The organism is Acidisoma sp. C75 (genome assembly GCF_054665095.1).
Genome location: NZ_BAAFHD010000006.1, coordinates 1 through 25411, shown reverse-complemented (window position 1 = coordinate 25411; position 25411 = coordinate 1). Strand labels below are relative to the sequence as shown.

Here is a 25411-nt window from a genome sequence, read left to right as displayed (position 1 = left end):
CCGGCCCATTCTCAGTGTCTGGATTCTACACCCGGAGACTTGCTGGCGCGATCACTTATCTGCTCATCCCCCGAGGCCTCCGCCTCACCCCGCCCAGGCGAGATAGGCGGTGACGGTGAAGAGCGCGCCGATGGTCGAGAACAGGATGCTGTTCGCCGTCACCCGTGCCTCGCGGCGATAGAATTCCGCCAGCATGAAGGGCCCGGTGCCGGTCGGCAGGGCTGCCAGCACCACGGTCAGATGCGTGACCGACGGGCTCAGGTGAAAGACGAAACGGGCGAGCCCCCAGGCGAGCGCGGGCTGGGCGAAAAGCTTGAGCGCCACGAGCAGCAGGCTGCCCGAGAGTTCGCCCGGCCGTACTGCCTCCACCGTCTCGGTCTGCCGCCGCTCTCCGAGGAAGAGGCCGAGGGCGACGAGCGCGCAGGGTGAGGCCGCACCGCCGAGCAGCTTGAGAAACACCTCCGCGCTGCCCGGCAGGTGCCATCCCGTCGCTGCCCAGACGGCGCCGAGCGCGGGCGAGACCAGGAGCGGGTTGCGGGCGAGCGAGGTGCCGACCTTCCGCGCCAGATGGGCGGGATGCGTCTCCGTCTGCAGGCCGATTTCGATGAGGATGATGGCGGCGGCGAAGAGGATGCAAACCGTGATGATGGCGGCGATCGTCGTCAGGGTCAGGCTGCCGCGCCCGAAGATGACGAGGCTGAGCGGAAAGCCTATGAAGCCGGTATTGCCGTAGGCGGCGTTCAACCCGTCGATGCTGAGATCGGCGAGAGGCCGGCCGCGGCGCCCGCGCAGCGCGAGCGTGAGGCCGAAGATGCTGAAGCTGATGATGAGAAAGAGGGCGATGAAGCCCGGCTGGTCCACCGCGCGCCAGGTGGTATGCGCCATGATGTCGAAGAGCAGCGCCGGCAGCGCGAGGTAGACGACGAAACGGTTGAGTTCGCGCGTCGCATTCGGGCCGAGCACCTCGCGCCGCCGGCAGAGGAAGCCCGCCGCGATCAGGGCGAAGATCGGCAGGACGATGAAGAAGGTGGTGAGCATGGGCGCCTCGGCAGGTGATGCCTGCATAGCGGGCGCCGCGCGTGCCACCAAGCGGGGCGCGCGGGAAGCAGATAGCCCCCGGCACTCCAGCGCCGGGCGGGCCGCGCGGGGCTGACCCCGGCCGCGGCCCGCCCGAAAGCCGCTATCGTTCGATCACCAGATCGCTGAGCGGCTTGGAACAGCAGATCAGTACCATCCCCTGGTCGATCTCGCGCTGGCGAATGCCGCCCTGGTGCTGCATGGCAACCTCACCCGAGATGAGGCGGCTCTTGCAGGTGCCGCAAAGCCCGCGCGTGCAGGAGGAGGGCAGGCGCATGCCGGCCGCCCGCGCGGCCGCCAGCACATGCGTGTCGGCCGGCACCTCGATCACCCGGCGGCTCTTGGTGAATTCGACCCGGAAGGTGGGTACCGCGGCGGCAGCCCCTTCGGCCTGCCCCTCGGCCGCAAGCACCTCGGCGCCGACCGCCGGCTGCTCGGCCGCCAGCGTCTCGAAGTTGAAGCTCTCTTCGTGGTAGCGCGCCATGTCGAACCCGGCCTGCTCCAGCATCCGCTTGACCGCCGCCATATAGGGCGCGGGGCCGCAGGTGAAGATCTCGCGCTCGCGGAAATCGGGCGCCGTCAGCTCCAGGATCGGCAAGGAGAGGCGGCCGCGGAAGCCTCCCCAAGGCTCGTGCGGGCTATCCTGCTCGCAGATCGCATGGGCCCGGAAATTCCCGCTCCGCGCCATATGGGCAAGCTCGTCGCGGAAGATGATATCGGCGGGGCTGCGTGCGCTGTGCAGGAAAACGGTATCCGTCTCCAGCGCGAGATCGTGGAAGCTCCGCGCCATCGACATCAGAGGCGTGATGCCGCTGCCCGCCGAAAGCAGCAGGTATTTGCCGTTCGGCGATGCGTGGTCCACGCAGTTGAACTCGCCCATCGGGCCGAGGGCGCGGATCTCCGTGCCCGGCTGCACATGATCATGCATCCAGCGCGTCACGATGCCGGCCGGCATGCGCTTCGTGGTGATCGAGATGAGATGCGGCCGTGTCGGCGTCGAGGAGAGAGTGTAGCAACGGTTGATCGGCGCGCCGTCGATCACGAGGTCAAGGGTGATGAACTGCCCGGGCTTGTAGCGGAAGAGGCGCGGGCTCCGGCCGGAAAAGACGAAGGTCTTCACATCATGCGTTTCCTGCCGCACCGCGCGGCAGACGAGCACGTCATCCGCCTCGGCGTCCCAGGCGACATCCGCCGCCTGTTCGGGCCCGACCGCGATGCGCTTGGCCGGCCCCTCCATCAGGAAAGCCCGTCGCGCAACCGGTCGAGATACCATTTGCAGAATTTCTCGACGAGCATTTCAGTATAGGGCGAATAGGGCCCGGGCTCGTAGCCCGCGGTGCGCGCGCCTGCCTGGCCGAATTCGACGAGCGCCGCATCCTGTTGATTGGTCGCGTTCCACACCGTGGTGAGGTTAGCGACATCGTAATCGATCCCCTCGCGCGCATCCTTGTGCACCAGCCACTTGGTGCGAACCAGCGTCGTCTCGGCATCGATCGGGATGGCCGAGAAGGTCACGATATGATCGCTCATGAAGTGATGCCAGGAATTCGGCTGCGTCCAGAAGGAGAGGCCGCCGAGGGCGCTATCGGTCAGCGAACCGAGCAGCCGGCGGCAGGCGACGCGGGTATCGAGCGTCTGGCTCTCGCCTGATTGGTCGATCGGCAGGCGCTGGGTGCGGAAGCCGGCGATACGGTCGTCGAGATGGTCGATCTCGGCGGAGGCGATGCCGCAGCTTTCCCAGCGGGCATGGCTCTCGGTCACCAACTGGTCATACCGCGCGGCCTGGGCCAGTTCCTGCTCGTCCATGCTGCCCGGGGCGAAGCCGAAGCCATAGGCGAAAAGCGGGATGGTCAGCTCCGGATGGTTGCCCGCGCAATGGTAGCATTCGCGGTTGTTCTCCATCGTGAGCTTCCAATTGCCCTTCTCGATGAGATCGACGGTCGCCGCGACCTTGGTGTTGCGCACGTCATGCGGCGCGATATAGGGCGCCATGGCGGCGGCGAGATCCTCGATATCTGACGGCGCTTCCTTGGCCAGGCAGATGAAGATGAGACCTTCGACAGAGCGGACGTGGACCTTCTTGAGGCCGAAGCAGGATTTGTCGAAATCGGCCCCCATATGCTCGGCATAGATGAGGCTGCCTTCGAGATCGTAGGTCCATTGATGGTAGGGGCATACGATATTGCCGACCGCGCCGCTCTCCCCCTGCACCAGCTTCGCGCCGCGATGGCGGCAGACGTTGTGGAAGGCGCGCAGGCCCATATCATCGTCCCGCAGGATGACGATCGAGTTCCGGCCGAGATTCACCGTCACGTAATCGCCAGGCTCGGGGAGCTCCGGCTCCACCGCGACATAGATCCAGGTGCGGCCGAAGATCAGATCCATATCCGCCTGGAAGATCTCCGGGCTGGTATAGAAGGGCTGCTCCAGGCTGTAGCCCGGCTGGCGCCGCGCGATCAAAGAGCGCAGAGCGGCAACGGTCTCGCCGCTCAAGCCTGACTGTCCCAGGGCCATGACCCCGATCCTCCGATTAAGAATAGAGCCTCATCCTGTCCACCTCGCGCGGCGGCTGGTTGCGCCGATGCGACAGGCGATTTGCCCAAATCCGCGCGGGTCGTAATGCTACTCGAAAATGCGCAGGCCCGCGAGTTGCGCGGCGCGGGCGGCAGGCGGCGGGGCCGCCGGCCCGGGCGGCGCCTCGGCCTCGGGCAGAGGCGGGGCTTTCTCGCGGTTGCGCGCATCGGTCGGCGTGAAGCCGTGCAGCGCCTTGAACTTACGGGAGAAATGGGCGCAGTCGGCAAAGCCCGAATCGAGCGCGATCTCGGTGATCGACAGGTCGGTATGGTCGAGCAGCCAGCGCGCGTAGCGCAGGCGCAAGAGGCGGTAATGCGTCGCCGGGCGCACACCCATGACGCTTTGGAAGAGGCGTTCGAGCTGCCGCGGCGAGATTGAGAGGCGGGAGGCGAGTTCCGCGATCGGCAGCGGATCCGCGACATGCTGCTCCATCAGCAACAGCGCGCGGCGGACGCGCTCGTCCCCGATCACCTCATCGGCGGCCGGCGGATGCGGCTGCGCCTCGCTGCCCGATCGCACACGGTCGAGCAACAGGATGTGCCGGGCCTTCTGGGCGATGGCGCGGCCGAGATGCCGCTCGATCAGATAGCTCGCGAGATCGGCGGTGCCCGCCCCGCCCGAGCAGGTGATGCGGTTGCCGTCAACGAAGAACATGCGATCGGCGATCACCTGATGGTCGGGAAATTCGTTGAGGAAATCCTGGTAGGAATACCAGCTCACGCAGACGCGCCGGCCCTTCATCAGCCCGGCGCGGCAGAGGATGAAGCCGCCGGTGCAAAGGCCGATCAGCGTCACGCCTTCCTTGGCCGCGGCCTGGAGATAGGCGTTGGTCTCGGCGTCCATCTGCGGGCCGGCATGCAGCAGGCCGCCCACCACCACGATGTAGTCGAAATTCTTGGGGTCGAGGAAACCGCTATCGCGGGAGACCTGCACCCCGCAACTCGCCCGCACTGGTACGGGCTTGGAGGACATCACGCTCCATCGGCAGAGGATGCGGCGGCTGCGATCCCCCTCATCGGCGGCGAGGCGGAGAAAGTCGATGAAGAGCGAGAAGGCCGAGAGGGTGAAATTCTCCGCCAGAACGAAGCCGATCGAAAGCGGCGGGCGGGCGCGCAGCCCCGCCATCTTGCCGTCCTCGGTCAGCTTGCCCCGGTATAGATCTGCCACCATGGGTCGCAATATTACAACCAAATGGCGGAAACGCGAAGCGACATCTCGCCGGGGCGGCGGGGGCCGCGCGTCAGGCGGCGGCCGCCATCTCCTCCGTCACCACACGAAAGCAGCTCAGCTCATGCGGGCCGAAGATGGTGGAAATCGCGACGTCCGCCGCATCCCGCCCGATTCCGATCAGCACCCGGCCGACCCGCGGCTCGACATGGCGGGCGTCGAAGGTGAGCCAGCGCCCGCCGAGATAGGCTTCGAACCAGCCGCTGAAATCCATCGGTGCCGGGCTTATCGGCACCCCGATATCGCCGAGATAGCCGGTGCAGTAGCGGGCGGGGATGTTCATGCAGCGGCAGAGGGTGACGGCGAGATGCGCGAAATCGCGGCAGACGCCCACCCCTTCCGCCCAAGTCTCGTAGGCGGTGCGGGTGGCGCGCGCGTTCTCATAGCCGAAGCTGATGCGGTCATGCACATAGCGGATGATCGCCATCACCCGATCCCAACCGTTGGCGATGCCGCCGAACAGCCCCCAGGCGGTCGCCATCAGCCGCTCCGTCTCGCAATAGCGGCTGGCCAGGAGAAAAATCAGCGTCTCCGGCGGCAGACCTTCGAGGGCGATCTGCTCCGCCCCCGGCAAGGCAGGGTCGGGCAAGCCCGGGTCGCGGATGGTGGTTTCGCTGAGGAAGGTCACCCGCCCGGCCGGCGCCAGCACCCGCGCGCAGCGATTGCCGTAGAGGTCGATATAATCGGCGAAACCGAGGGCGGGGCTGGCCTGGATGGTATCGGGCGCCAGCAGATCGGCCATCCGCTCCGGCCGCACGTTCAGCATCAGCACCATAGGCGTCGGCTGCGGCACGGTGAAACCGATCTCGTAGCCGATTTTGATTAACATGCGTCTCTGCTGCTCCATCAGGCAGTCCCGCCAAGGATTGGCGGGGCTGCTCCTATATGGACACGGGAAGCGCCCGTTTCAGCAGCAAAAATGCCGGGCTTGGGCGAAATTTGCCGTGATGGACGGCAAATGGCGCAAAATTCGCCTCAGCCCTGGCGCCGCGGGGCCGCCGCGAAGCGCACCGCCTCCTCCGCCGCGCGGAAGAGGGCGCGGGCCTTATGGCGGCTCTCCTCGAATTCCAGCGCCGGCACGCTATCGGCGACGACGCCGCCGCCTGCCTGCACATGCATCACCCCATCTTTGATGATCGCGGTGCGTAGCCCGATGCAGGTATCCATCGTGCCATCGGGCGCGAAATAGCCGATGCAGCCGCCGTAGAGGCCGCGCCGCACGGGCTCCAGCTCCTCGATGATCTCCATGGCCCGCACCTTGGGCGCGCCCGAGAGTGTCCCGGCCGGGAAGCCCGCCATCAGCGCGTCAATCGCGTCGAGCCCGGGGCGCAGCTTCCCCTGCACGGTGGAGGAGATGTGCATGACATGGCTGAAGCGTTCGATCGCGAAGCTTTCCAGCACCTTCACCGAACCGAGCTCGGCGACGCGCCCGACATCGTTGCGCCCGAGATCGAGCAGCATGAGGTGCTCGGCGCGCTCCTTGGGGTCGGCGAGCAGTTCTTCCTCCAGCCGCTTATCCTCCAGCGGATCGGCGGCGCGCGGGCGGGTGCCGGCGAGCGGGCGGATCGTCACTTTTCCATCCCGCAGCCGCACGAGGATCTCGGGGCTCGATCCGGCGACCGAGAAATCACCAAAATCAAGGAAGAAGAGGAAGGGTGCCGGGTTGATGCGCCTGAGCGCGCGATAGAGGGCGAAGGGCGGCAGCGGGAAATCGAGCGAGAAGCGCTGGCTCGGCACCACCTGGAAGGCATCGCCAGCGGCGATGTACTCCTTCATACGGTCCACCATCTCCTCGAAATAGGCGCGCGTCATGTTGGAGCGCGGCTCACCGAGGGTGATCGCCTCCACGGGGGCTGCCGGCAGCGGAACGGGTTTGGCGAGGCCGGCTTCCGCATCATCGAGCCGGGCTTCCGCCGCGCGGTAGGCGGCTTCGGCGGAGACGCCGGGGCGCGGGAAGGCCGGGGCCGCGAAGGTCATGACATCCCGCACATTGTCGAAGATGACGAAGACCGTGGGCCGCATAAGGATCGCTTCGGGGATGCCGAGCACATCGGCATTCTTCTCGGGCAGCCGCTCCATCAGCCGCACCATATCGTAGCCGAGATAGCCGAAGAGGCCGCCGGCCATCGGCGGCATGCCGGCGGGCAGATCCATCCGCATCTCCGCCAAAAGGGCGCGGAGGCTGGCGAGCGCGCCCTGCTCTTCGGCCACATAGGCGGCGGGCTCGCTCAGCACCTGGCGGTTGAGGCTCGCCCGCCCGGCATCGCAGCGCCAGATGAGATCGGGCCGCATGCCGATCACCGAATAGCGTCCGCGGGAGGCGCCACCCTCGACGCTTTCGAGCAGGAAGGAATGCGGCTCGCCATGGGCGAGCTTGAGGAAGGCCGCCACCGGCGTTTCGAGATCGGCCGGGCTCTCCCGCCAGACCAGCGCGCCCTTCCCTGCCTCGTAGGCGGCGCGGAAGAGATCGAAGCTGGATGGGGCGGTCATGGTGGTCGGTCTTTCCTCGTTCTGCTCGGCGGTCAGGGCTGCGCGATCTGCTGGATCACGCTCTGGTTGATGCGCGGATTGGCCGCCGCCGTCACCACGCCGGCGAACACCGCCTGCATGTCGTTGGCAAGCGAGGCCGAGAGTGCCGCCTTCAGCTGGTCGTAGCCCACCGGATCGGCGCTCGGGCTCGGATTGGTGATGGCGCTGAGCTGGGCGACGACGAAGCCGTCCGGCGTCTCCACCATCGTCGCCTCACCCTGGCCGAGCGAGAAGAGCGGCGCGATGAGATTGGGCGGCACGCCATCGGGCGCCTGCCCCTGGCGCGTCAGCGGCGGGGTCGTGCTCACCGCGAGGCCGGCGGCGCCGGCGAGGGCTTGCAGCGTGCGCCCGCCCTTGAGGCCTTGCAGGAGGTGGGTCGCGGCGAGGTTCTGCTCGCGCCGCTGCTCCGCCGCCGTCCAGGAGGCGAGCACCTGATCCTTCACCTGGTCATAGGGCTTGGTGGCGGCAGGGGTGATGCCATCCACTGTCAGCGCGAAATAGCTGTTGTCCGGCCCGTTGATGAGCGCCGCCGGCTGGTGGATCCTCTGCTTGAAAGCCTGATCGACCACTGCCTGGCGAAGCGCCGGCGTGCCCGGAATGGGCGCGGGCGTTCCCTGCTCGGTCATCCCGTTCTGGTCGATCGAGCCTTGCAGCGCGGCGAGGCCGAGATCGGCCGGCAGCTTTTCGAGCGGCGTGCGGCCGGCCAGCGCATCCTGCAACTGGTTCACCCGGCTATCGACGAGGGCGAGGGCGCGCTCACGCGCGATCTGCTGGCGAAGGGCGGGCGCTGCCGCGGCGAAGCTCTGCACGCTGGCGGTCTTATCAATCGCCGTCACCTTGAAAACGGCGAAGCGGCCCGGCCCGGCAGCAACCGGCCCCTGCACGGCATCGGCCGGTGCCTTGAAGGCTGCCGCGCCGAGTGCCGCATTCGGTACCTGATCGGCTGTTACCTTCGGCAGATCGAGCGCGGTCGCCCCGGCAGCGGCCGCGGCCTTCTGCACTGCGGCCCAATCGGCCCCGCCCTGCCAGCTCTTGGCGATCGCGCTCGCGCTCGCGGCGCTGCCGCTCAGCACGACCTCGAGCGACCGGGTCTCGGTCGCGGGCGGCGCTTCGGCGACCATGCGCTGATAGGCGGCCTGCACATCGGCCTGCGGCACCTGCACGTCGCGCGCCAGCACATCCGGGCTGAGGATGACGAGGGTGATGCGGCGATATTCGGGGGAGCTGAACTCCGTCGGGTGGTTCTTGTACCAGCGCTGCAGGGTGGCGGCACTCGGCGGCGGCGGCACGGGCGCTGCGGCGAAGGGCAGCGTCACCAGCGCGGCGATGCGCGTCTGATTCTGGAAGGCGTAGGCGGTCTTGACCATCACCGGCGGCGCCACCACCGCGCCCCGCACCGAATTCAGGAGCTGGTTGCGGATGATCTGCGCCTGCATCAGGTGCAGGAACTCGACCTCGCTCATGCCATTGGCCTGCAGCAGCTGGTCGAAGCGGCTCTTGTCGAAGCCTCCCCCGGCACCTTTGAAGATATCCATGCCGAAGACCTCGTGCTGCACATCCCGGTCGGGCGCGGCGAGGCCCATGCGGCGGGCCATCTGGTCGATCGCCGCCTGGGAGATCAGCGTCGCCGCCGCCTGTTCGGCGATCATCATGCGCATCGGCGCCGTCACCTTGTCAGCCCCGCCGAGCTGTTGGCCGACCGATTGCAGCTGCTGGCGATAGGCGCCGTCCACCTGCTGCGGGCTGATCGCGACGCCGCCGACCTTGGCGGCCGAGCCATCATTGCCGAGCAGGTTGGGCAGAACGTTGCCGATACCCCAGACCCCGAAGGCGCCAACCAGAACGATAAACAGGATGCGGACCGGCCAGGTATTCAGCGAACGTCGGAAAACAGCGAGCATCGGGGCCTTCGGGCGAACGTGGAAGGTGCGCACCATAGGCAGAGCGGGCGGACTTTGCCAGTTCCCTGCCGGGGCTTAAACAGCGTGCCAGCAATACGGTTCCAAGGGAGGGATGACGATGCGGCCATTGATCGCCGGCAACTGGAAGATGAACGGGCTCTCGCAGGAAAGCGCGGCCCTCGCCTGGGCCGTCCGCGAAGGGCTGGGGCAGCAGCCGGGCCGGGCGGAGGTGCTGATCTGCCCGCCGGCGACCCAGCTCGCCCGCATCGCCGAGATCCTGGACGGCTCCGGCATCGCGCTCGGCGGCCAGGATTGCCACGCCCGCCAGTTCGGCGCCCATACCGGCGAAATCTCCGCCGTGATGCTGCGCGATGTCGGCGCGCGCTACGTCATCCTCGGCCATTCCGAACGGCGGGCGGACCAGGGCGAATCGAACCAACTCATCGCCGACAAGACGACGGCCGCGCTCGAAGCGGGCCTGGTGCCGATCGTCTGCGTCGGCGAAACCGCGGCCGAGCGGGAAGCGGGCCGGCAGGAGGAGATTGTCGGCAGCCAGCTCGCGGGCTCGCTACCTCCCGATTTCCGCGGCGTCATCGCCTATGAGCCGGTTTGGGCGATCGGCACCGGGCGTGTCGCCACCGCGCACGATATCGCCGCCATGCACGCCTTCATCCGGGCGGAGCTGATCCGCCTGCAACCGACCGGCACCGGCACCCGCATCCTCTACGGCGGCTCCGTCAAGCCCGGGAATGCGGCGGAAATTCTCGCCGTGCCGGAGGTCGGCGGCGCGCTCGTCGGCGGTGCCAGCCTCGTCGCCGCCGATTTCCTCGCCATCATCGGAGCCGCCTGAAGGCCTCCGGCGGCCGGAGCCCTTCGCCTGGGCGGATGATGCCCCGCACATCCGCCCTACCTTCAGCCCCGGCACACTGCTATAGCGCAGCCACATTTGTGCCCCTGTCCGGCCACGCCGCCTTCGCCCAGTCGGCGCCGACCGGATCAAGCCCCGAGGACGCCGCCATGGCCCGCCGCCGCCAACTCTATGAGGGAAAAGCCAAGATCCTGTTCGAGGGGCCGGAACCCGGCACCCTCGTGCAGTATTTCAAGGACGACGCGACGGCCTTCAACGCCCAGAAGAAGGGCGTGATCACCGGCAAGGGCGTGCTGAACAACCGCATCAGCGAATTCCTCATGCTGCGCCTCGCCGAAATCGGCGTGCCGACGCATTTCATCCGGCGCCTCAACATGCGCGAGCAGCTGGTGCGGGAGGTCGAGATCATCCCGCTCGAGGTCGTCGTCCGCAACGTCGCGGCCGGCAGCCTCTCGACCCGCCTCGGCATCCCCGAAGGCACCCGCCTGCCGCGCTCGATCATCGAGTACTATTATAAGAACGACGGGCTGAACGACCCGATGGTGGCGGAGGAGCACATCACCGCCTTCGGCTGGGCGACGCCCCCGGATATGGACGATATCGTCTCCCTCACCCTGCGGGTGAATGATTTCCTCTCCGGCCTCTTCCTCGGCGTCGGCATCACGCTGGTCGATTTCAAGCTGGAATTCGGCCGGCTGTGGGAAAACGACGAGATGCGTATCGTGCTGGCCGACGAGATCAGCCCGGATAACTGCCGCCTGTGGGACAGCAAGACCAACGAGAAGATGGATAAGGACCGCTTCCGCCGCGATCTCGGCAAGGTGGAAGAAGCCTATCAGGAAGTGGCCAAGCGTCTCGGCATTCTGCCCGAAGCCGGGATGCGCGACATGAAGGGGCCGGAGACCATGCAGTGAAAGCGATCGTCACCGTCATGCTGAAGCCTGGCGTGCTGGACCCGCAGGGCCGCGCCATCGGCCATGCGCTCGAAACCCTCGGCTTCGCGGGGGTGGGCGATGTCCGCGCCGGCAAGATCATCGAACTCGACCTGGCCGAGACCGATGCGGCCAAGGCCCGCGCAAGCGCCGAGGACATGGCGCGCAAGCTGCTCGCCAATAGCGTCATCGAAAGCTATCGGGTCGAGATCGTTTGAGCCCCTGCGCGCCTGGGGCAGGCGCGCTGTCTTTCGTCATTCGCGCGCAAGCTGCGCGGAGCCACCCGCCGAAGGCGCCTGAGCGGGTGGATGCGCGGGCCAAAGCCCGGGCAGGACATCGAGGCGTCTGACCTGTGAGTTTCGTGACATGAGTATGCGGGCCGGCATCATTCTCTTTCCGGGGACCAATCGCGAGCGGGACATGGCGATCGCACTCAGCCGCGCCACCGGCGGGCGGGAGCCGGTGCTGATCTGGCATAAGGAGACGACCCTGCCGCCGCTCGATCTCGTCGTGCTGCCGGGCGGCTTCAGCCATGGCGACTATCTCCGCTGCGGCGCGATGGCCGCACTCTCCCCGGTGATGCGCGCGGTGCGGGATTTCGCAGACCAAGGCGGCCATGTGCTCGGCGTCTGCAACGGCTTTCAGATCCTGACCGAGGCCGGCCTGCTGCCGGGCGCGCTGCTCCGCAATGCGGGCTTGCGCTTCCTCGCCCAGGACCACCACCTCAAGGTCGAGCAGACCGAGAGCCTCTTCACCCATGGCTATACGAAGGAGCAGGTCATTCGCGTGGTACTGGCCCATGGCGACGGCAATTATGCGGCCGAGCCCGCCGAGCTTGACCGGCTGGAGGGCGAAGGCCTCGTCGCCTTCCGCTATTGCGGGCCCGATGGCGCGGTTTCAGATGCCACCAACCCCAATGGCAGCGCGCGCAGCATCGCCGGCATCCTTTCCGAGAACCGCCGTATCCTTGGCCTCATGCCGCACCCGGAGGATTACGTCGATCCGCTGATGGGCGGGGTGGACGGGCTGCCAATGTTCCAGGGCATCGTCGAAAGGCTCGCCGCATGAGCCCGCGCCCGGTTGACGAGAAGCTCGCCCGCGAATTTGGCCTCAACGCCGAGGAATGGGGCCGGGTGCAGACCATCATGGGCCGCACGCCCTCCTTCACCGAGCTTGGCATCTTCTCGGTCATGTGGTCCGAGCACTGCTCCTACAAATCCTCCCGCATCTGGCTCAAGGAACTGCCGACCAAGGCGGAGTGGGTCGTCCATGGTCCGGGGGAGAATGCCGGCGTCGTCGATATCGGCGACAATCTCACCGCCATCTTCAAGATGGAAAGCCATAACCACCCGAGCTTCATCGAGCCCTATCAGGGGGCGGCGACGGGCGTCGGCGGTATTCTGCGCGATGTCTTCACCATGGGCGCGCGACCGATCGCCAACCTCAACGCGCTGCGCTTCGGCCGGCCCGAGAACCCGCGGACGAAGCGCGTGGTGGATGGCGTGGTGCGCGGCATCGGCGGTTACGGCAATTGCGTCGGCGTGCCGACGGTGGGCGGCGAAGTCAACTTCCACGCGGCCTATGACGGCAACCCGCTCGTCAATGCGATGACGGTCGGCATCGCGCCGCGCGACCGCATCTTCCTCTCGGCGGCCGCCGGTATCGGCAACCAGGTGGTCTATGTCGGCTCCAAGACCGGCCGCGACGGCATCCACGGCGCGACCATGGCTTCCGCCGAGTTCGATGCCGATTCCGAGGAGAAACGGCCGACCGTGCAGGTCGGCGATCCTTTCACCGAGAAGCTGCTCATCGAAGCCTGCCTGGAGCTGATGGGCACGGATGCGATCGTCGCCATCCAGGATATGGGGGCGGCCGGCCTCACCTCCTCCTCTGTCGAGATGGCGGGCAAGGGTGGCGTCGGCATCGAACTCGATCTCGATCAGGTGCCCCAGCGCGAGACGGGCATGACGGCCTACGAGATGATGCTCTCCGAAAGCCAGGAGCGCATGCTCATGGTGCTGCGGCCGGGGGCCGAGGATATCGCGCGGACGATCTTCGAGAAGTGGGATCTGGATTTCGCGGTCATCGGCCGTATCACCGATACCGGCCGCATCGTCGTCCGCCACCGGGGCGTGGTGGAAGCCGATATTCCGCTCGGCCCACTGGCGGACGAGGCGCCACTCTACCGCCGCCCGGTGGAATGGCCGGTGCCGCCCGCCCCGCTCGATCACACGGCGCTGCCCTGCCCGCTGCCGCTCGATCGCGCGCTGCTGCAACTCGTCGCCTGCCCCGATCTCTGCTCCCGCGCCTGGATCGCTCATCAGTATGATGCCGCGGTCGGCGGGCAGACGGTGAAGAAGCCCGGCCAGGCGGATGCCGCGATCGTCAAGATCGAGGGCAGTTCCCGCGCGCTCGCCATGACGACCGATTGCACCCCCCGCTACTGCCAGGCCGATCCGCGCACCGGCGGCGCCCAGGCGGTTGCCGAAGCCTGGCGCAACATCACCGCGACCGGCGCCCGGCCGCTCGCCGTGACGGACAACATGAACTTCGGCAATCCCGAGAAGCCCGAGATCATGGGCCAGTTCGCCGCCAGCATCCAGGGCATGGCGGAGGCCTGCCGCACGCTGGACTTCCCGGTCGTCTCGGGCAATGTCAGCCTCTACAACGAAACCGAGGGGCGGCCGATCCTGCCCACCCCCGCGATCGGCGGCCTCGGCGTGATCGAGGATGCGGCGGCCGCACGCGGCATCGCCCTCGCCACGCATCTCGACCTCGTGCTGATCGGCGAGACCGCCGGCTGGCTCGGCCAATCCCTCTATCTGCGGGAGATTCTCGGCCGGGAAGAGGGCGCGCCGCCGCCGGTCAATCTTGTTGCCGAACGGCGCAATGGCGATTTCGTCCGCCAGCAGATCGCGCGCGGCGGCGTCCATGCCTGCCACGATGTTTCCGATGGCGGCCTGCTCATCGCCCTCGCCGAAATGGCGCTCGCCGGGGATTGCGGCCTGGCGCTGGACGATCTGCCCGAGGGCATCCCCGCCCATGCCTTCCTCTTCGGCGAGGATCAGGCCCGCTACGTCATCGCGAGCGCGGATGCGAGCAGCCTGCTCGAAGCCGCCCGCAGCGCCGGCATCCCTGCCCGCCTCCTCGGCCGCTCGGGCGGGAATGAATTGACATTCCCAGGGGGCAATTCAGTATCCTTGGACGCGCTGCGAGAGGCGCATGAGCGCTTCTTCTCGGCCTGGATGAGCTGACGGCGGGCGCCCCCTGCCGTCTTTCAAGGAGAGCAGGCATGGCTATGTCCGCCACAGCGATCGAAAGCCTCATCCGTGCGGCCATTCCGGACGCGCAGGTGACGGTCGAAGATTTGGCCGGTGACGGAGACCATTACGCTGCTACAGTGGTCAGTGAGCAATTTCGCGGGCTGACCCGCCTGAAGCAGCACCAGATGATCTACGCGGCGCTTCAGGGCCGCATGGGCGGTGAGCTGCACGCCCTCGCCCTGCAAACCTCCGCACCCGAATAAGGAGCTTTCCATGTCTCAGACCGCCGTGGCTGATCGTATCCAGAAGGAGATCAGCGAAAATCCCGTGATGCTCTACATGAAGGGCACCGCGATGTTTCCGCAATGCGGCTTTTCCGCCCGCGTGGTGCAGATCCTCAGCCATATGAACGTGCCCTTCGCCTCCGCCAATGTGCTGGAAGATCCGGCACTGCGCGACGGCATCAAGGCCTTCTCCAACTGGCCGACCATTCCGCAGCTCTACGTGAAGGGTGAGTTCGTGGGCGGCTGCGACATCGTGACCGAGATGTATCAGACCGGCGAACTCGCGAGCCTGCTCGCCGAACAGGGTATTCCCCACTCCATCGCCGCCTGACCGCCGGGCGGCATGCGGGTCGCGGTCATTGTCGCGGCCCGTGATGTCGCCCCTTTCATCGGCGATGCCCTCGGCTCCGTCCTCGGCCAGAGCCACGCGGCGCTGAAGCTTATCCTCGTCGATGACGGCTCGACCGACGGCACCGCCGCTGTCGCGGCCCGTTTTGCCGATCCGCGGCTTTCGATCCTCTCCCAGGCGAATGCCGGCGTCTCGGCCGCCCGCACTCGCGGGGCGGTGATCGCCGCGGCCGATGCGCCCGATGCGCTGCTGGTCCTCGATGGCGACGATTGGCTGGCGCCCGATGCGCTCGCCCGCCTCATCGCTGGCCTTGTCGCGGCGCCGCGGGCGGTCGCGGCGCATGCGCCCTTCGCCTTCCTCGCCGAAAGTGCCACACCCGCCGAGCCCGGCCGGGCCGATCGTCGCGCCCTGCCCCGCGCGCCCGATCTGCTGCCCTGCCTCATCGCCGGCAATCTCTTCGCCAATGGCGGCCATCTGCTGATCCGCGCGGATGCCTGGGCGCGAGTTGGCGGCTTTCGGGAGGATCTGCGCTTCGGCGAGGATTGGGAAGCCTGGACGCGCCTTGCCCTTGCCGGGCCCTTCGCCGCGGTGGGCGGCCCTGCGGCCCTCTTCGTGCGCCGCCGGGCCGGCAGCGCCATGGCAACGGGCGCCACCACGGCCGCGGCCTATGGCCCGGCGCTTGCCGCCATCGCCGCCAATGCCGCCATCGCCGACCGCCTGGGCGCCCGGCACTTCGCCCGCCTCATCCGCCGGGCCGAGGCCGAAAGCGCCTGGGCGCAGGGCCGCGCCCTGCTGCGCCAGGGGGCAGCCCGCCCGGCCCTGCCGCTGCTGCTACGCGGCCTTGCCGGCCGGCCGCGACCGCAGCGGGCTGTCATCCTCGCCCAGGCCCTCGGCGGCGCGATCTCAGAGATGGCGTTCCGCCGCGGGCCATGACATGAAGCGCCTCGGACGCGATCTGGGGGGAAGTCATGGGGTTCGAGGTCGTCTCGCTCGGCGAATTGCTGATCGACATGGTGCCGCTGCCGGCGGAGCCCGGTGCGCTCAACTTCGCCGCCAAGCCGGGCGGCGCGCCGGGCAATTCGGCCGTCGGCCTCGCCCGCCTCGGCCGCTCCGTCGCGATGCTGAGCAAGGTCGGCAACGATGCCTTCGGCCGGCTGCTGACTAGCACGATCGCCGCTTCCGGCGCCGCGACCGACCATATCGTCGTCTCGCCGACGCACCTTACCGGCATGGCGGTCGTCACCCTCGACGCGGAGGGCGACCGGGATTTCCTCTTCTACCGGCATGATTGCGCCGATGCGAACTACGCGCCCGAGGATGTGCCGGCCGGGGTGATCGAGGCGGCCTCCATTCTGCACGTCAACAGCCTGGTGCTGGCAAGCCCGGTCTCCGCCGCCGCCCAGCGCCATGCGCTCCGCCTCGCCCGGCAAGCCGGCATCCTGATCTCGGCCGATCCCAATCTCCGCCCGCTGCTCTGGCAGGATCGACAGGAGATGATCGCCGCCGCCCGCGAGGTTATCGCGGCCGCCGATATCCTCAAGATCGGCGAGGACGAACTCGCCATCATCACCGGCATCGCGGAACCCGAAGCCGCCCTCGCCTCGCTCTGGCATCCGAAGCTCAGGGTTGCGGCCGTCACTGCCGGCAGCCGGGGCGGCACGATCGTGACGGCCGAACACCGCGTGCCCTTCGCCGGCATCGCGGTGAAAGTCGTCGATACCACCGGCTGCGGTGACAGCTTCATGGCCGCCTTCCTCGCCGGGCTCATCGAATCGGGGATGGACCTTGCGGCCCCGAGCCTTGCGCGACTCGGCCGCTTCGCTTCCGCCGCCGGCGCGATGACAGCAACCGCGCCAGGCGGAATGGACGCTATGCCGAGCCGCGCGGCGCTGGAAGCCTTCCTCGCCGCGCATGGCAGTTAGCCGGCGTGTGAAGGAAGCCCTAGAATGTCAATCGGCAGAAGCGTTGCAGGTTGCTGAATTCCGGGCAATCTGCTTGGCGTCCGCCAGACAGCCCGCTATAAGCCGCGCCACTAGCCCAAATCTTGCTCCGATGCGGGTTTCGATGAGCGCCAGCGGAGACTTCGCCGCATGATGATTACGCTACCGGCTGACTATCGTCCTTCCGAGGACGAAGACTTCATGAACCCTATGCAAGTCGAGTATTTCAGGAGAAAATTGCTCCGCTGGCGCGAGGATCTGCTGAAAGAGGCGAATGGGACGCTCGCCAGCCTCTCCGAAGGAGGCATCATGGAAGCGGACATTACTGACCGCGCCAGTGTCGAGACCGATCGTGCCCTCGAACTCCGCACCCGGGATCGGGCGCGCAAGCTCATCTCTAAAATCGAGCAAGCGCTCCAGCGGGTCGAAAACGGTACTTACGGCTTCTGCGAGGAGACCGGCGAGCCGATCGGCCTCAAGCGCCTTGAAGCCCGGCCGATCGCGACCCTGTCGATCGAGGCGCAAGAACGCCATGAGCGGATGGAGCGCGTCCACCGCGACGATTGAGCGACGGCGGGGCCACCGCACGAAGCCTCTCAGGCGTCGGGAGGAGGCGGGATCTTCGCCCCTCGGGGCGCCTCTATCCTTGTCCACCGCGCGCCGATCCGTGTCGTCTGGCGGATACCCGCCGGGCCGCGCCTGCCTTGCCCGGCAGCCAGGCTCCGCCAGCGCAGACCTGCCGCGCTTTGCAACCGGGCGAAGCTTCGGTAGAAGGCGCGCGGGCCATCCCCCGAAAGGCTGCATATGTTTACCGTCCTGCTCGTCATCCATGTTTTCGTGACCCTGGCGCTGATCGGCGTGGTGCTGATCCAGCGCAGCGAAGGCGGTGGCCTCGGCATCGGCGGCGGCCAGGGCATGGGCAGCTTCATGACCGGGCGCGGCACCGCCAATCTGCTGACGCGGACGACGGCGATTCTGGCCACCGCTTTTCTGGCGCTCTCCCTGATCCTGGCGTTGATGACGCGGAGCAGCAGCAACGGCGCGAGCGCGCTCTTCAATGCCCCGGCAGCAAGCACGGCGCCCAAAGCGGCCGGCTTGCCTTCCCCCTCCGTGCCCGCAAGCGCCGCACCTGGAACGCCTGCACCCGGGGCGGCGGCAGCCCCTGGGGCAGTAGCACCTGGGGCGGCAGCACCGGCGGCCCCTGCCAAGCCTTCGGCGCCTGCCACGCCCTGAGCCGGATGAATTGAGCGCGGCGCATTGAGCCCCTGCCCGCAGCCGGGGTTCCCCAAGCCGCGTCTCCCTTGCTAAGAGGAAAGCCCATGACGCGATTCATATTCGTGACAGGCGGTGTCGTGTCCTCCTTGGGCAAAGGCATCGCCGCCGCCGCCTTGGGTGCGCTCCTACAGGCGAGGGGGTACGCGGTCCGCCTCCGCAAGCTCGATCCCTATCTCAATGTCGATCCCGGCACGATGAGCCCTTATCAGCACGGGGAAGTCTTCGTGACCGATGACGGCGCCGAAACCGATCTCGATCTCGGGCATTACGAGCGCTTCACAGGCGTTCACGCCACCAAGCTCGACAATGCGACCACGGGGCGGATCTATTCCGAGGTCATCGCGCGGGAGCGACGGGGTGATTACCTGGGCGGAACCGTGCAGGTCATTCCCCATATCACCGACGCGATCAAGGAAACCGTCCTCAACAAGACGGACGGGCTCGATTTCGTCATCATCGAAATCGGCGGCACCGTCGGCGATATCGAGAGCTTGCCCTTCCTGGAAGCGATCCGCCAGCTGGGCAACGAACTCGGGCCCGAACGCTCGATGTTCGTCCACCTCACCCTCGTGCCCTATATCCCCTCTGCCGGGGAGCTGAAGACCAAGCCGACGCAGCATTCGGTAAAGGAACTGCTCAATGTCGGCATCCAGCCGCAGATGCTGCTCTGCCGCTGCGACCGGCCGATCCCGGAGAATGAGCGGCGCAAGATCGCGCTCTTCTGCAACGTCCGCCCCGAGGCGGTCATTCCGGCGCTCGATGTCGATAGCATCTATGCGGTACCTGCCCGCTATCATGCCGAGGGGATGGACCGCGAGGTGCTGCGCCATTTCGGCCTGCCGCGCAACGTCGAGCCTGACATGGCGCGCTGGGATGCGATCACCGAGGCGATCCGCTCGCCCGAGGGAGAGGTTCGGATTGCCGTCGTCGGCAAATATACCAGCCTGCTCGACAGCTATAAGTCCCTCTCGGAGGCGCTGTTTCACGGCGGCATCGCGCATCGGGTGCGCGTCAAGCTCGATTGGGTCGATAGCCAGATCTTCGAGGAACCCGATTCGGTGGCGCGGCTCGAAGGCGTTCACGGCATTCTCGTCCCTGGCGGCTTCGGGGAGCGCGGGACGGAAGGCAAGATCGAAGCGGTGCGCTTCGCGCGCGAACACAAGGTGCCCTTCCTCGGCATCTGCTTCGGCATGCAGATGGCGGTGATCGAGGCGGCGCGCAACCTCGCCGGCATGAAGGATGCCTCCTCCACCGAATTCGGCCCCTGCGAGACGCCGATCGTCGGCCTGCTCACCGAATGGGCGCAGGGCAACGAGAGGGTGCGCCGGGAAGCCGGCGGCGATCTCGGCGGCACCATGCGGCTCGGCGCCTATCCCGCCGCCCTCGCCGCCGGCTCGCTGGTGCGCGCGGTCTATGGCGGGGCGGCCGCGATCGAGGAGCGGCACCGCCACCGCTACGAGGTCAATATCCATTACCGCGAGCAGTTGGAGGCGACCGGCCTGCGCTTCTCCGGCCTGTCGCCCGACGGTGTGCTGCCCGAGATCATCGAATATCCGGATCACCCCTGGTTCATCGGCGTGCAGTATCACCCCGAGCTCAAATCCAAGCCCTTCGATCCGCATCCGCTATTCCGCGGCTTCATCGGCGCCTGCATCGCCCAGGCGAGGCTCGTCTGATGGCCGCCGCTTCGGCCAAGGATGTCACCATCGGCCCCGTCACGGTCGGCAACGCCCTGCCTTTCGTGCTCATCGGCGGGCCGTGCCAGATCGAAAGCCGGGATCATGCGATGGAGGTAGCGGCGGAACTCGTCGCCATCTGCCAGGGGCTCGGCATTCCGCTCATCTACAAGTCAAGCTTCGACAAGGCGAACCGCACCTCGGGCGCGGCCGCGCGCGGCATCGGCCTTGAAGCCGGCCTCGGCATCCTGGCCGAGATCCGCGCCCGCTTCGGCGTGCCGGTGCTCACGGATGTGCATGAGGCGGCGCAATGCGCCCCCGCCGCCGAAGCGGTGGATGTGCTGCAGATCCCTGCCTTCCTCTGCCGGCAGACCGATCTGCTGATCGCGGCGGGCGAAACGGGGGCGGCCGTTAACGTCAAGAAGGGCCAGTTCCTCGCCCCCTGGGACATGAAGAACGTCGCCGCCAAGATCGCGAGCACGGGCAATGAGCGCATCCTGCTGACCGAGCGCGGCGCGTCCTTCGGCTACAATACCCTGGTGAGCGATTTCCGCGCGCTGCCCGAAATGGCGCGCACCGGCTATCCGGTGGTGTTCGACGCGACGCATTCCGTGCAGCAGCCGGGCGGCCAGGGCACGGCCTCGGGCGGGCAACGCGAATTCGCTCCAATCCTCGCCCGCGCGGCACTGGCCGTGGGCTGTGCCGCGATCTTCATGGAAACCCATCCCGATCCGGACCATGCGCCCTCGGACGGGCCCAACATGATCCCGCTGCGCGATATGCCCGCCGTGCTGGCGCGGCTGCAGGCCTATGACAGGGTGACGAAGAACGCCTGAGGCGCGCCCGCGCCGAATACCCAATCAGGAAGGCCCCGCGCCATGACCGACCCCACCGCCCTGTCCGCAACCGCCCTTGTCGAGGCGATCGCGACAAGGCGGCTCTCCGCGGCCGAGACCATGGCGGCCTTCCTCGACCGGATCGAGCGGATCAACCCGGGCGTCAACGCCCTCGTCTCCCTCCGCCCGCGCGCGGCGCTGATGGCGGAAGCCGAAGCGGCGGACAGGCAGGCCGGCCATGGCCCGCTGCACGGCCTGCCGATCGCCATCAAGGATCTGGAAAACGCCGCCGGCCTTCCCACCACCCAAGGGTCCCCGCTATTCCGCGATGCCCTCGCCGAGGCCGATTCGCCCATGGTCGCCCGGTTGCGCGCCGCCGGCGCCATCATCATCGGCAAGACCAACGTGCCGGAATTCGGCTTCGGCTCCCATACCTACAACCCGATCTTCGGCACGACGCGGAACGCGTACGACCAGAGCCGCAGCGCGGGCGGCAGTTCCGGCGGCGCGGCGGTCGCGCTCGCGACACGGATGCTGCCGCTCGCCGATGGCTCGGATCATGGCGGATCGCTCCGCAACCCCGCCGCCTTCAACAATATCTACGGCATGCGGCCGAGCTTCGGCCGAATCCCCGCCGAGGCCATGGATGCCTTCGCCGCCTCCCCCGGCGTGCTCGGCCCGATGGCACGGAGTGTCGAGGATCTCGCGCTGCTGCTCGCTGTGCAGGCTGGCCCCGATCCCGCGATGCCGCTCTCGATCCGTCAGACCGGCGCCGCGATCACCGCCCCACTCGATACCTCGATCGCCGGGCGGCGCATCGGCTGGCTCGGCGATCTCGGCGGATATCTGGCGATGGAGCCCGGCATTCTGGCCCTCTGCGAAGAGGGTCTGCGCGTGCTGGAAGACCTCGGCTGCATCGTCGAGCCGCTGAGCCTCGGCTTCTCCATGGCCGAGCTGTGGGAGGCCTGGACCACGATCCGCAGCTGGGGCATCGCCGCCGCCCTTGGCGAGGCCTATGCGGACCCTGCCAAGCGCCCCCTGCTCAAGCCGGAGGCGCAGTGGGAAGTAGCGCGCGGGCTCGCCCTTTCGGGCCAGGCGGTATCCGCGGCACTCGCTGCCCGCACACGCTTCTTCCACCACCTCCGCGGGCTTTTCGCGCGCTTCGATCATCTCGCCCTGCCCTCCGCCCAGGTTTTCCCCTTCCCCGCAGAATGGCGCTGGCCGCAGGAAATTGCCGGGCGGGCGATGGACAGCTACCATCGCTGGATGGAGGTGGTGGTGCCGGCCACCGCCGCGCAAAGCCCCGCCATCAGCCTGCCGCTGGGCTTCGACGGCCGCGGCCTGCCGATGGGCATGCAGATCCTCGGCCCCTATGCGCAGGAACTGTCCTGCCTACAACTGGCCGCCGCCTATGACCGCGCCACCCGCTGGCCGGAGCGGCGGAAGCCCCCGCTCGCCGCCTGAGGCGGAAAACTTCAAGACCAGCGGCGAGAAACTTCTGTAGGCGCGCCCGCTGCCGTTCCATGCTCGCTCGGTCCATCCACACTCTTTGCATAGGTTGCCCGTATGAAGACCCAAGCGCGCGTAGTCGTCATCGGCGGAGGCGCGGTCGGCGTCAGCACGCTCTATCACCTGGCCAAGAAGGGCTGGAGCGATGTGGTGCTGATCGAGCGGCGGGAGCTGACCTCGGGCTCCACCTGGCATGCGGCGGGACTCTTGCCGCTCTTCAACCTCAGCTACTCGGTCGGCCAGTTGCACAAATACTCGGTCAACCTCTACCGCTCGCTCGGCGAGGAGACCGGCCTCAATGTCGGCCTCTCCACCGTCTCCAACATCCGCCTCGCCAAAACGCAGGACCGGATGGACGAATACCGCTATTACGCCGGCATCGCGCGCACCATCGGCGTCAATGTCGATTTCCTGACGGCCGAGCAGGTGAAGGAAATCTGGCCGCTGATGGAAACCCACGGCATCCTTGGCGCCATCCAGCACAAGGATGACGGCTACGTGCAGCCGGCGGACCTCACCCAGGCGCTGGCGCGCGGCGCGCGCAACCTCGGCGCCGAGATCTACCGCTACACCACGGTGACCGCCATCACCCAGAAGCCAAACGGCGAATGGCTGGTCTCCACCGACAAGGGGGACATCACCTGCGAGCATGTCGTCTCCGCCACCGGCAATTTCGCCCGCAAAACGGGCGAGATGGTCGGGCTCGACATCCCCGTCATCCCCGTCGAACACCAGTATATCGTGACGGAACAGCACCCGCTGATCATGGAGCGCCGCGCGAAGGGCCTGCCCGAGATGGGCGTGCTGCGCGAAAGCGACAGCTCCTGGTACATGCGCGAGGAAGCGGGCGGGTTGCTGCTCGGGCCTTATGAGATCGGCGCCCCCTGCTGCTACGTGGACGGGCCTTCCGAGCAGTCGGAATACGAGCTTTTTCAGGAGGATCTCGACCGCCTCGCGCCCTATATCGAAACCGCGATCGAGCGGGTGCCAGCCTTCGGCGAAGTCGGCGTCAAGAAGGTCTATAACGGCGCCATCGCCTATACGCCGGATGGCAGCCCGATCGTCGGGCCCGCCTGGCACCTCAAGAATTTCTGGCTCAACGAAGGCCATAGCTTTGGCATCACCGCCTGCGGCGGCGCCGGCTGGCAGTTGGCGGAATGGATCGTCGAGGGGGAACCCTCGGTCGATATGATGGGTGTCGATCCGCGCCGCTTCGGCCCCTATGCGGGGCGCGGCTATCTGCGGGAGAAGACGGAAGAGGCTTACGCCAAGGTCTTCACCGTGCATTACCCGGAAGAGGAGCGCGGCGCGGCGCGTGGGCTGAAACGCTCGCCGTGCTATGATCGCATGGCCGCGAAGGGTGCGGTCTTCGGCACTGTCTATGGCTGGGAGCGTCCGGGTTGGTTCGCGCCGGAAGGCTATGCCCTGAGCGAGACCGATCTCGCCAAGGCGGATGTGCTGCTCAACGAAAACCATGCCGAGCCTGGGCCGGATGGGCGCATCCGCGAGAAGTGGAGCTTCCGCCGCTCGAACGCCTTCGAGTTCGTGGGCCAGGAAGCGCGGCATGTGCATGAGAAAGTCGGCCTGCTCGACATGTCCGCCTTCGCCAAGATGGAGGTGACGGGGCCCGGGGCCGCGCAATGGCTGGAAAGCATCCTCACCACCAAGGTGCCGAAACCGGGCCGCGTGCAGCTTTCCTATCTTCTCACCAAGCGCGGCGGCGTGCGTTCCGAATTCACCATCTTCTCGATGGGCCCGTCCGCCTTCTACCTTGTCTCGGCCGGTGCGCTCGAACGGCACGATCATGACTATCTGGAAAAGCTCGCGCCGACCGACGGCAGCGTGAAGCTCTCGCGGGTGACGACGCAATATGGCGTGCTGGTGCTCGCCGGCCCCCGCTCCCGCGCGCTGCTTGCCAAGCTGACCGATACCGATCTCGGCAACAACGCCTTCCCCTGGCTCACCGGCAAGATGATTTCGGTGGGTGCGGCCTCGGCGCTTGCCATCCGCGTCAACTATGTCGGCGAACTGGGCTGGGAGCTGCATCACCCGATCGAGATGCAGAACTATATCTTCGACAAGCTCTTCGAAGCCGGCGCGGAATTCGACCTCAAGCCCTTCGGCATCAAGGCGATGGACAGCCTCCGCCTCGAGAAAGGCTACAAGCTCATCCCGCGCGAAATGTCGATCGAGTATTCGGCCTATGAATCCGGGCTCGATCGCTTCATCTCGCTCAAGAAGGGTGATTTCCACGGCCGGGATGCGCTGCTCGCCTGGAAGGAAAAGGGCCTCGCCAATGCCTTCGTGACGCTGGAAGTGCATGGCGTGACGGATGCCGATGCCCGTGGCTCGGAGCCGATCTATCTCGGCGAAGAGCTTGTCGGCCGCACCACCTCGGGCGGCTATGGCTGGCGCGTCGGCAAGTCCCTCGCGCTTGGCATGCTGCGGCCTGATCTCGCGGCGCAGGGCCAGGAGGTGGAGATTTCCATCCTCGGCAAGCGCCACCGCGCGACCGTCATCCCCGACAGCCCCTTCGATCCGGCGAACGAGGTTCTGCGCGGCTGATCCGAGCCCGCCCGGCCCGAGCCTGCCAAAACCCGCGCGCGCCCCAGGCCGCGCGGGTTTTTTGTGGGCCGTTAGAGTCTGTCAGGTTTTAATTAGATCATAGCCTGCGTGACGGAGGTATGCGGAGCACTTCTGAGGAGAAAGCGTCGAGGAGTGAGCCGACCCTTCGCCATGTTGCCTTCGACGGATCGCTCGTCGGCCTTTCGCAGAAGCGTCTTGAGTTTGGCGAACATCATCTCGATCGGATTAAGGTCGGGGCTGTAGGGTGGCAGGAAGAAGAGCCTGGCGCCGGCCGACCGGATAAGCTGTCGTGCAGGCTGGCCCTTAGTATCCGTCCGGCGAGAGCCGCTGCCGAAGATCAGGCGGCGGCGATTGCCTGAGTTTCGGGCCGCCAATTCCAGGGCAGTAGGTCCTGTAACCTGGAGGCGGGATGGTCACCGATGCGGCGGAGGACGTCGGCGAGCCAGACGCGTGGATCGACATCATTCAGGCGGGCGGTGATGATCAGCGAATACATCGCCACCGCGCGCTCCCCACCGCGATCAGATCCGGCGAACAGCCAGGCCTTTCGTCCGATGGCAATGCCCCGAAGTGCGCGTTCCGCTG

Annotated in this window: 23 protein-coding genes and 1 pseudogene; 15 read left to right on the top strand and 9 right to left on the bottom strand. The window is 67.2% G+C overall.

The window, feature by feature from the left end; genetic code table 11:
• Window positions 1–84 precede the first annotated feature (84 nt).
• The 7 genes from ACYQ7X_RS09360 to ACYQ7X_RS09330 all read right to left on the bottom strand — a co-directional run bounded on the left by ACYQ7X_RS09360 (window position 85) and on the right by ACYQ7X_RS09330 (window position 9308).
• Window positions 85–1038, bottom strand: coding sequence for an AEC family transporter (locus tag ACYQ7X_RS09360; protein ID WP_459696721.1), 954 nt, complete (start codon window positions 1036–1038; stop codon window positions 85–87).
• A 142-nt stretch (window positions 1039–1180) separates the two neighbouring features.
• Window positions 1181–2314, bottom strand: a complete 1134-nt coding sequence (locus tag ACYQ7X_RS09355) for an FAD-binding oxidoreductase (protein ID WP_459696720.1) — start codon at window positions 2312–2314, stop codon at window positions 1181–1183.
• Window positions 2314–3591, bottom strand: coding sequence for an aromatic ring-hydroxylating oxygenase subunit alpha (locus tag ACYQ7X_RS09350; protein ID WP_459696719.1), 1278 nt, complete (start codon window positions 3589–3591; stop codon window positions 2314–2316). Before ACYQ7X_RS09350 ends, ACYQ7X_RS09355 begins: the two co-directional genes overlap by 1 nt.
• A 108-nt stretch (window positions 3592–3699) precedes the next feature.
• Window positions 3700–4821 (bottom strand): GlxA family transcriptional regulator, encoded by a 1122-nt coding sequence (locus tag ACYQ7X_RS09345; RefSeq protein WP_459696718.1) that lies wholly within the window; start codon window positions 4819–4821, stop codon window positions 3700–3702.
• Between the two features lie 70 nt (window positions 4822–4891).
• Window positions 4892–5707: a transglutaminase-like domain-containing protein gene (locus ACYQ7X_RS09340; protein WP_459696717.1), complete on the bottom strand. Its 816-nt coding sequence runs from the start codon at window positions 5705–5707 to the stop codon at window positions 4892–4894.
• A gap of 146 nt (window positions 5708–5853) precedes the next feature.
• Window positions 5854–7368 (bottom strand): anthranilate synthase component I, encoded by a 1515-nt coding sequence (gene trpE, locus ACYQ7X_RS09335; protein WP_459696716.1) that lies wholly within the window; start codon window positions 7366–7368, stop codon window positions 5854–5856.
• Between the two features lie 32 nt (window positions 7369–7400).
• Window positions 7401–9308: a SurA N-terminal domain-containing protein gene (locus ACYQ7X_RS09330; protein ID WP_459696715.1), complete on the bottom strand. Its 1908-nt coding sequence runs from the start codon at window positions 9306–9308 to the stop codon at window positions 7401–7403.
• A gap of 118 nt (window positions 9309–9426) precedes the next feature.
• Between ACYQ7X_RS09330 and tpiA the strand changes: the two genes are divergently transcribed.
• From tpiA to ACYQ7X_RS09255, 15 genes are all read left to right on the top strand, one after another.
• Window positions 9427–10158 (top strand): triose-phosphate isomerase, encoded by a 732-nt coding sequence (tpiA, locus tag ACYQ7X_RS09325; protein ID WP_459696714.1) that lies wholly within the window; start codon window positions 9427–9429, stop codon window positions 10156–10158.
• Window positions 10159–10325: 167 nt separating this feature from the next.
• Window positions 10326–11090: a phosphoribosylaminoimidazolesuccinocarboxamide synthase gene (gene purC, locus ACYQ7X_RS09320; RefSeq protein ID WP_459696713.1), complete on the top strand. Its 765-nt coding sequence runs from the start codon at window positions 10326–10328 to the stop codon at window positions 11088–11090.
• Window positions 11087–11326 carry a phosphoribosylformylglycinamidine synthase subunit PurS gene (gene purS, locus ACYQ7X_RS09315; protein ID WP_459696712.1) on the top strand — a complete coding sequence of 80 codons (240 nt, stop codon included), beginning with the start codon at window positions 11087–11089 and terminating at the stop codon, window positions 11324–11326. The genes purC and purS overlap by 4 nt, the downstream gene beginning before the upstream one ends.
• Before the next feature lie 154 nt (window positions 11327–11480).
• A complete protein-coding gene (gene purQ / locus ACYQ7X_RS09310) occupies window positions 11481–12176 on the top strand; it encodes a phosphoribosylformylglycinamidine synthase subunit PurQ (RefSeq protein WP_459696958.1) in 696 nt (231 codons plus the stop codon).
• The gene (gene purL / locus ACYQ7X_RS09305; RefSeq protein ID WP_459696711.1) at window positions 12173–14362 is read left to right on the top strand and encodes a phosphoribosylformylglycinamidine synthase subunit PurL; all 2190 of its coding nucleotides are present in this window, start codon (window positions 12173–12175) and stop codon (window positions 14360–14362) included. The genes purQ and purL overlap by 4 nt, the downstream gene beginning before the upstream one ends.
• Window positions 14363–14400: 38 nt before the next feature.
• Window positions 14401–14634, top strand: coding sequence for a BolA family protein (locus ACYQ7X_RS09300; RefSeq protein ID WP_459696710.1), 234 nt, complete (start codon window positions 14401–14403; stop codon window positions 14632–14634).
• A 10-nt stretch (window positions 14635–14644) separates the two neighbouring features.
• Complete coding sequence (gene grxD / locus ACYQ7X_RS09295; RefSeq protein ID WP_459696709.1) at window positions 14645–14986, top strand: Grx4 family monothiol glutaredoxin; 342 nt, start codon at window positions 14645–14647, stop codon at window positions 14984–14986.
• Window positions 14987–14998: 12 nt separating this feature from the next.
• Entirely contained in the window at window positions 14999–15937 is a 939-nt protein-coding gene (locus ACYQ7X_RS09290) for a glycosyltransferase family 2 protein (protein ID WP_459696708.1), read from the top strand.
• 35 nt (window positions 15938–15972) lie between these two features.
• On the top strand, window positions 15973–16926 hold the full coding sequence (locus ACYQ7X_RS09285; protein WP_459696707.1) for a carbohydrate kinase family protein: 954 nt from the start codon (window positions 15973–15975) through the stop codon (window positions 16924–16926).
• Between the two features lie 171 nt (window positions 16927–17097).
• Window positions 17098–17511, top strand: a complete 414-nt coding sequence (dksA, locus tag ACYQ7X_RS09280; RefSeq protein ID WP_459696957.1) for an RNA polymerase-binding protein DksA — start codon at window positions 17098–17100, stop codon at window positions 17509–17511.
• A gap of 237 nt (window positions 17512–17748) precedes the next feature.
• Window positions 17749–18177, top strand: coding sequence for a preprotein translocase subunit SecG (gene secG, locus ACYQ7X_RS09275; RefSeq protein ID WP_459696706.1), 429 nt, complete (start codon window positions 17749–17751; stop codon window positions 18175–18177).
• Window positions 18178–18263: 86 nt separating this feature from the next.
• The gene (locus ACYQ7X_RS09270) at window positions 18264–19895 is read left to right on the top strand and encodes a CTP synthase (RefSeq protein ID WP_459696705.1); all 1632 of its coding nucleotides are present in this window, start codon (window positions 18264–18266) and stop codon (window positions 19893–19895) included.
• Complete coding sequence (gene kdsA, locus ACYQ7X_RS09265) at window positions 19895–20731, top strand: 3-deoxy-8-phosphooctulonate synthase (protein WP_459696704.1); 837 nt, start codon at window positions 19895–19897, stop codon at window positions 20729–20731. The genes ACYQ7X_RS09270 and kdsA overlap by 1 nt, the downstream gene beginning before the upstream one ends.
• A 42-nt stretch (window positions 20732–20773) precedes the next feature.
• Window positions 20774–22195 (top strand): amidase, encoded by a 1422-nt coding sequence (locus tag ACYQ7X_RS09260; RefSeq protein WP_459696703.1) that lies wholly within the window; start codon window positions 20774–20776, stop codon window positions 22193–22195.
• A gap of 102 nt (window positions 22196–22297) precedes the next feature.
• The gene (locus ACYQ7X_RS09255; RefSeq protein ID WP_459696702.1) at window positions 22298–24805 is read left to right on the top strand and encodes a GcvT family protein; all 2508 of its coding nucleotides are present in this window, start codon (window positions 22298–22300) and stop codon (window positions 24803–24805) included.
• A 176-nt stretch (window positions 24806–24981) separates the two neighbouring features.
• Here ACYQ7X_RS09255 and ACYQ7X_RS09250 read toward each other — a convergent pair.
• A pseudogene (locus ACYQ7X_RS09250) lies at window positions 24982–25200 on the bottom strand (transposase); the annotation flags it as partial.
• On the bottom strand, window positions 25164–25411 hold a 248-nt coding region (locus tag ACYQ7X_RS09245), incomplete at its 5' end, for a transposase domain-containing protein (RefSeq protein ID WP_459696701.1). The pseudogene ACYQ7X_RS09250 and the gene ACYQ7X_RS09245, both read right to left, overlap by 37 nt.

Coding starts and splice junctions, on each gene's coding strand:
- ACYQ7X_RS09360 (WP_459696721.1), bottom strand. CDS start 1,038: ATGCTCACCACCTTCTTCATCGTCCTGCCGATCTTCGCCCTGATCGCG.
- ACYQ7X_RS09355 (WP_459696720.1), bottom strand. CDS start 2,314: ATGGAGGGGCCGGCCAAGCGCATCGCGGTCGGGCCCGAACAGGCGGCG.
- ACYQ7X_RS09350 (WP_459696719.1), bottom strand. CDS start 3,591: ATGGCCCTGGGACAGTCAGGCTTGAGCGGCGAGACCGTTGCCGCTCTG.
- ACYQ7X_RS09345 (WP_459696718.1), bottom strand. CDS start 4,821: ATGGTGGCAGATCTATACCGGGGCAAGCTGACCGAGGACGGCAAGATG.
- ACYQ7X_RS09340 (WP_459696717.1), bottom strand. CDS start 5,707: ATGTTAATCAAAATCGGCTACGAGATCGGTTTCACCGTGCCGCAGCCG.
- trpE (WP_459696716.1), bottom strand. CDS start 7,368: ATGACCGCCCCATCCAGCTTCGATCTCTTCCGCGCCGCCTACGAGGCA.
- ACYQ7X_RS09330 (WP_459696715.1), bottom strand. CDS start 9,308: ATGCTCGCTGTTTTCCGACGTTCGCTGAATACCTGGCCGGTCCGCATC.
- tpiA (WP_459696714.1), top strand. CDS start 9,427: ATGCGGCCATTGATCGCCGGCAACTGGAAGATGAACGGGCTCTCGCAG.
- purC (WP_459696713.1), top strand. CDS start 10,326: ATGGCCCGCCGCCGCCAACTCTATGAGGGAAAAGCCAAGATCCTGTTC.
- purQ (WP_459696958.1), top strand. CDS start 11,481: ATGCGGGCCGGCATCATTCTCTTTCCGGGGACCAATCGCGAGCGGGAC.
- purL (WP_459696711.1), top strand. CDS start 12,173: ATGAGCCCGCGCCCGGTTGACGAGAAGCTCGCCCGCGAATTTGGCCTC.
- ACYQ7X_RS09300 (WP_459696710.1), top strand. CDS start 14,401: ATGGCTATGTCCGCCACAGCGATCGAAAGCCTCATCCGTGCGGCCATT.
- grxD (WP_459696709.1), top strand. CDS start 14,645: ATGTCTCAGACCGCCGTGGCTGATCGTATCCAGAAGGAGATCAGCGAA.
- ACYQ7X_RS09290 (WP_459696708.1), top strand. CDS start 14,999: ATGCGGGTCGCGGTCATTGTCGCGGCCCGTGATGTCGCCCCTTTCATC.
- ACYQ7X_RS09285 (WP_459696707.1), top strand. CDS start 15,973: ATGGGGTTCGAGGTCGTCTCGCTCGGCGAATTGCTGATCGACATGGTG.
- dksA (WP_459696957.1), top strand. CDS start 17,098: ATGATTACGCTACCGGCTGACTATCGTCCTTCCGAGGACGAAGACTTC.
- secG (WP_459696706.1), top strand. CDS start 17,749: ATGTTTACCGTCCTGCTCGTCATCCATGTTTTCGTGACCCTGGCGCTG.
- ACYQ7X_RS09270 (WP_459696705.1), top strand. CDS start 18,264: ATGACGCGATTCATATTCGTGACAGGCGGTGTCGTGTCCTCCTTGGGC.
- kdsA (WP_459696704.1), top strand. CDS start 19,895: ATGGCCGCCGCTTCGGCCAAGGATGTCACCATCGGCCCCGTCACGGTC.
- ACYQ7X_RS09260 (WP_459696703.1), top strand. CDS start 20,774: ATGACCGACCCCACCGCCCTGTCCGCAACCGCCCTTGTCGAGGCGATC.
- ACYQ7X_RS09255 (WP_459696702.1), top strand. CDS start 22,298: ATGAAGACCCAAGCGCGCGTAGTCGTCATCGGCGGAGGCGCGGTCGGC.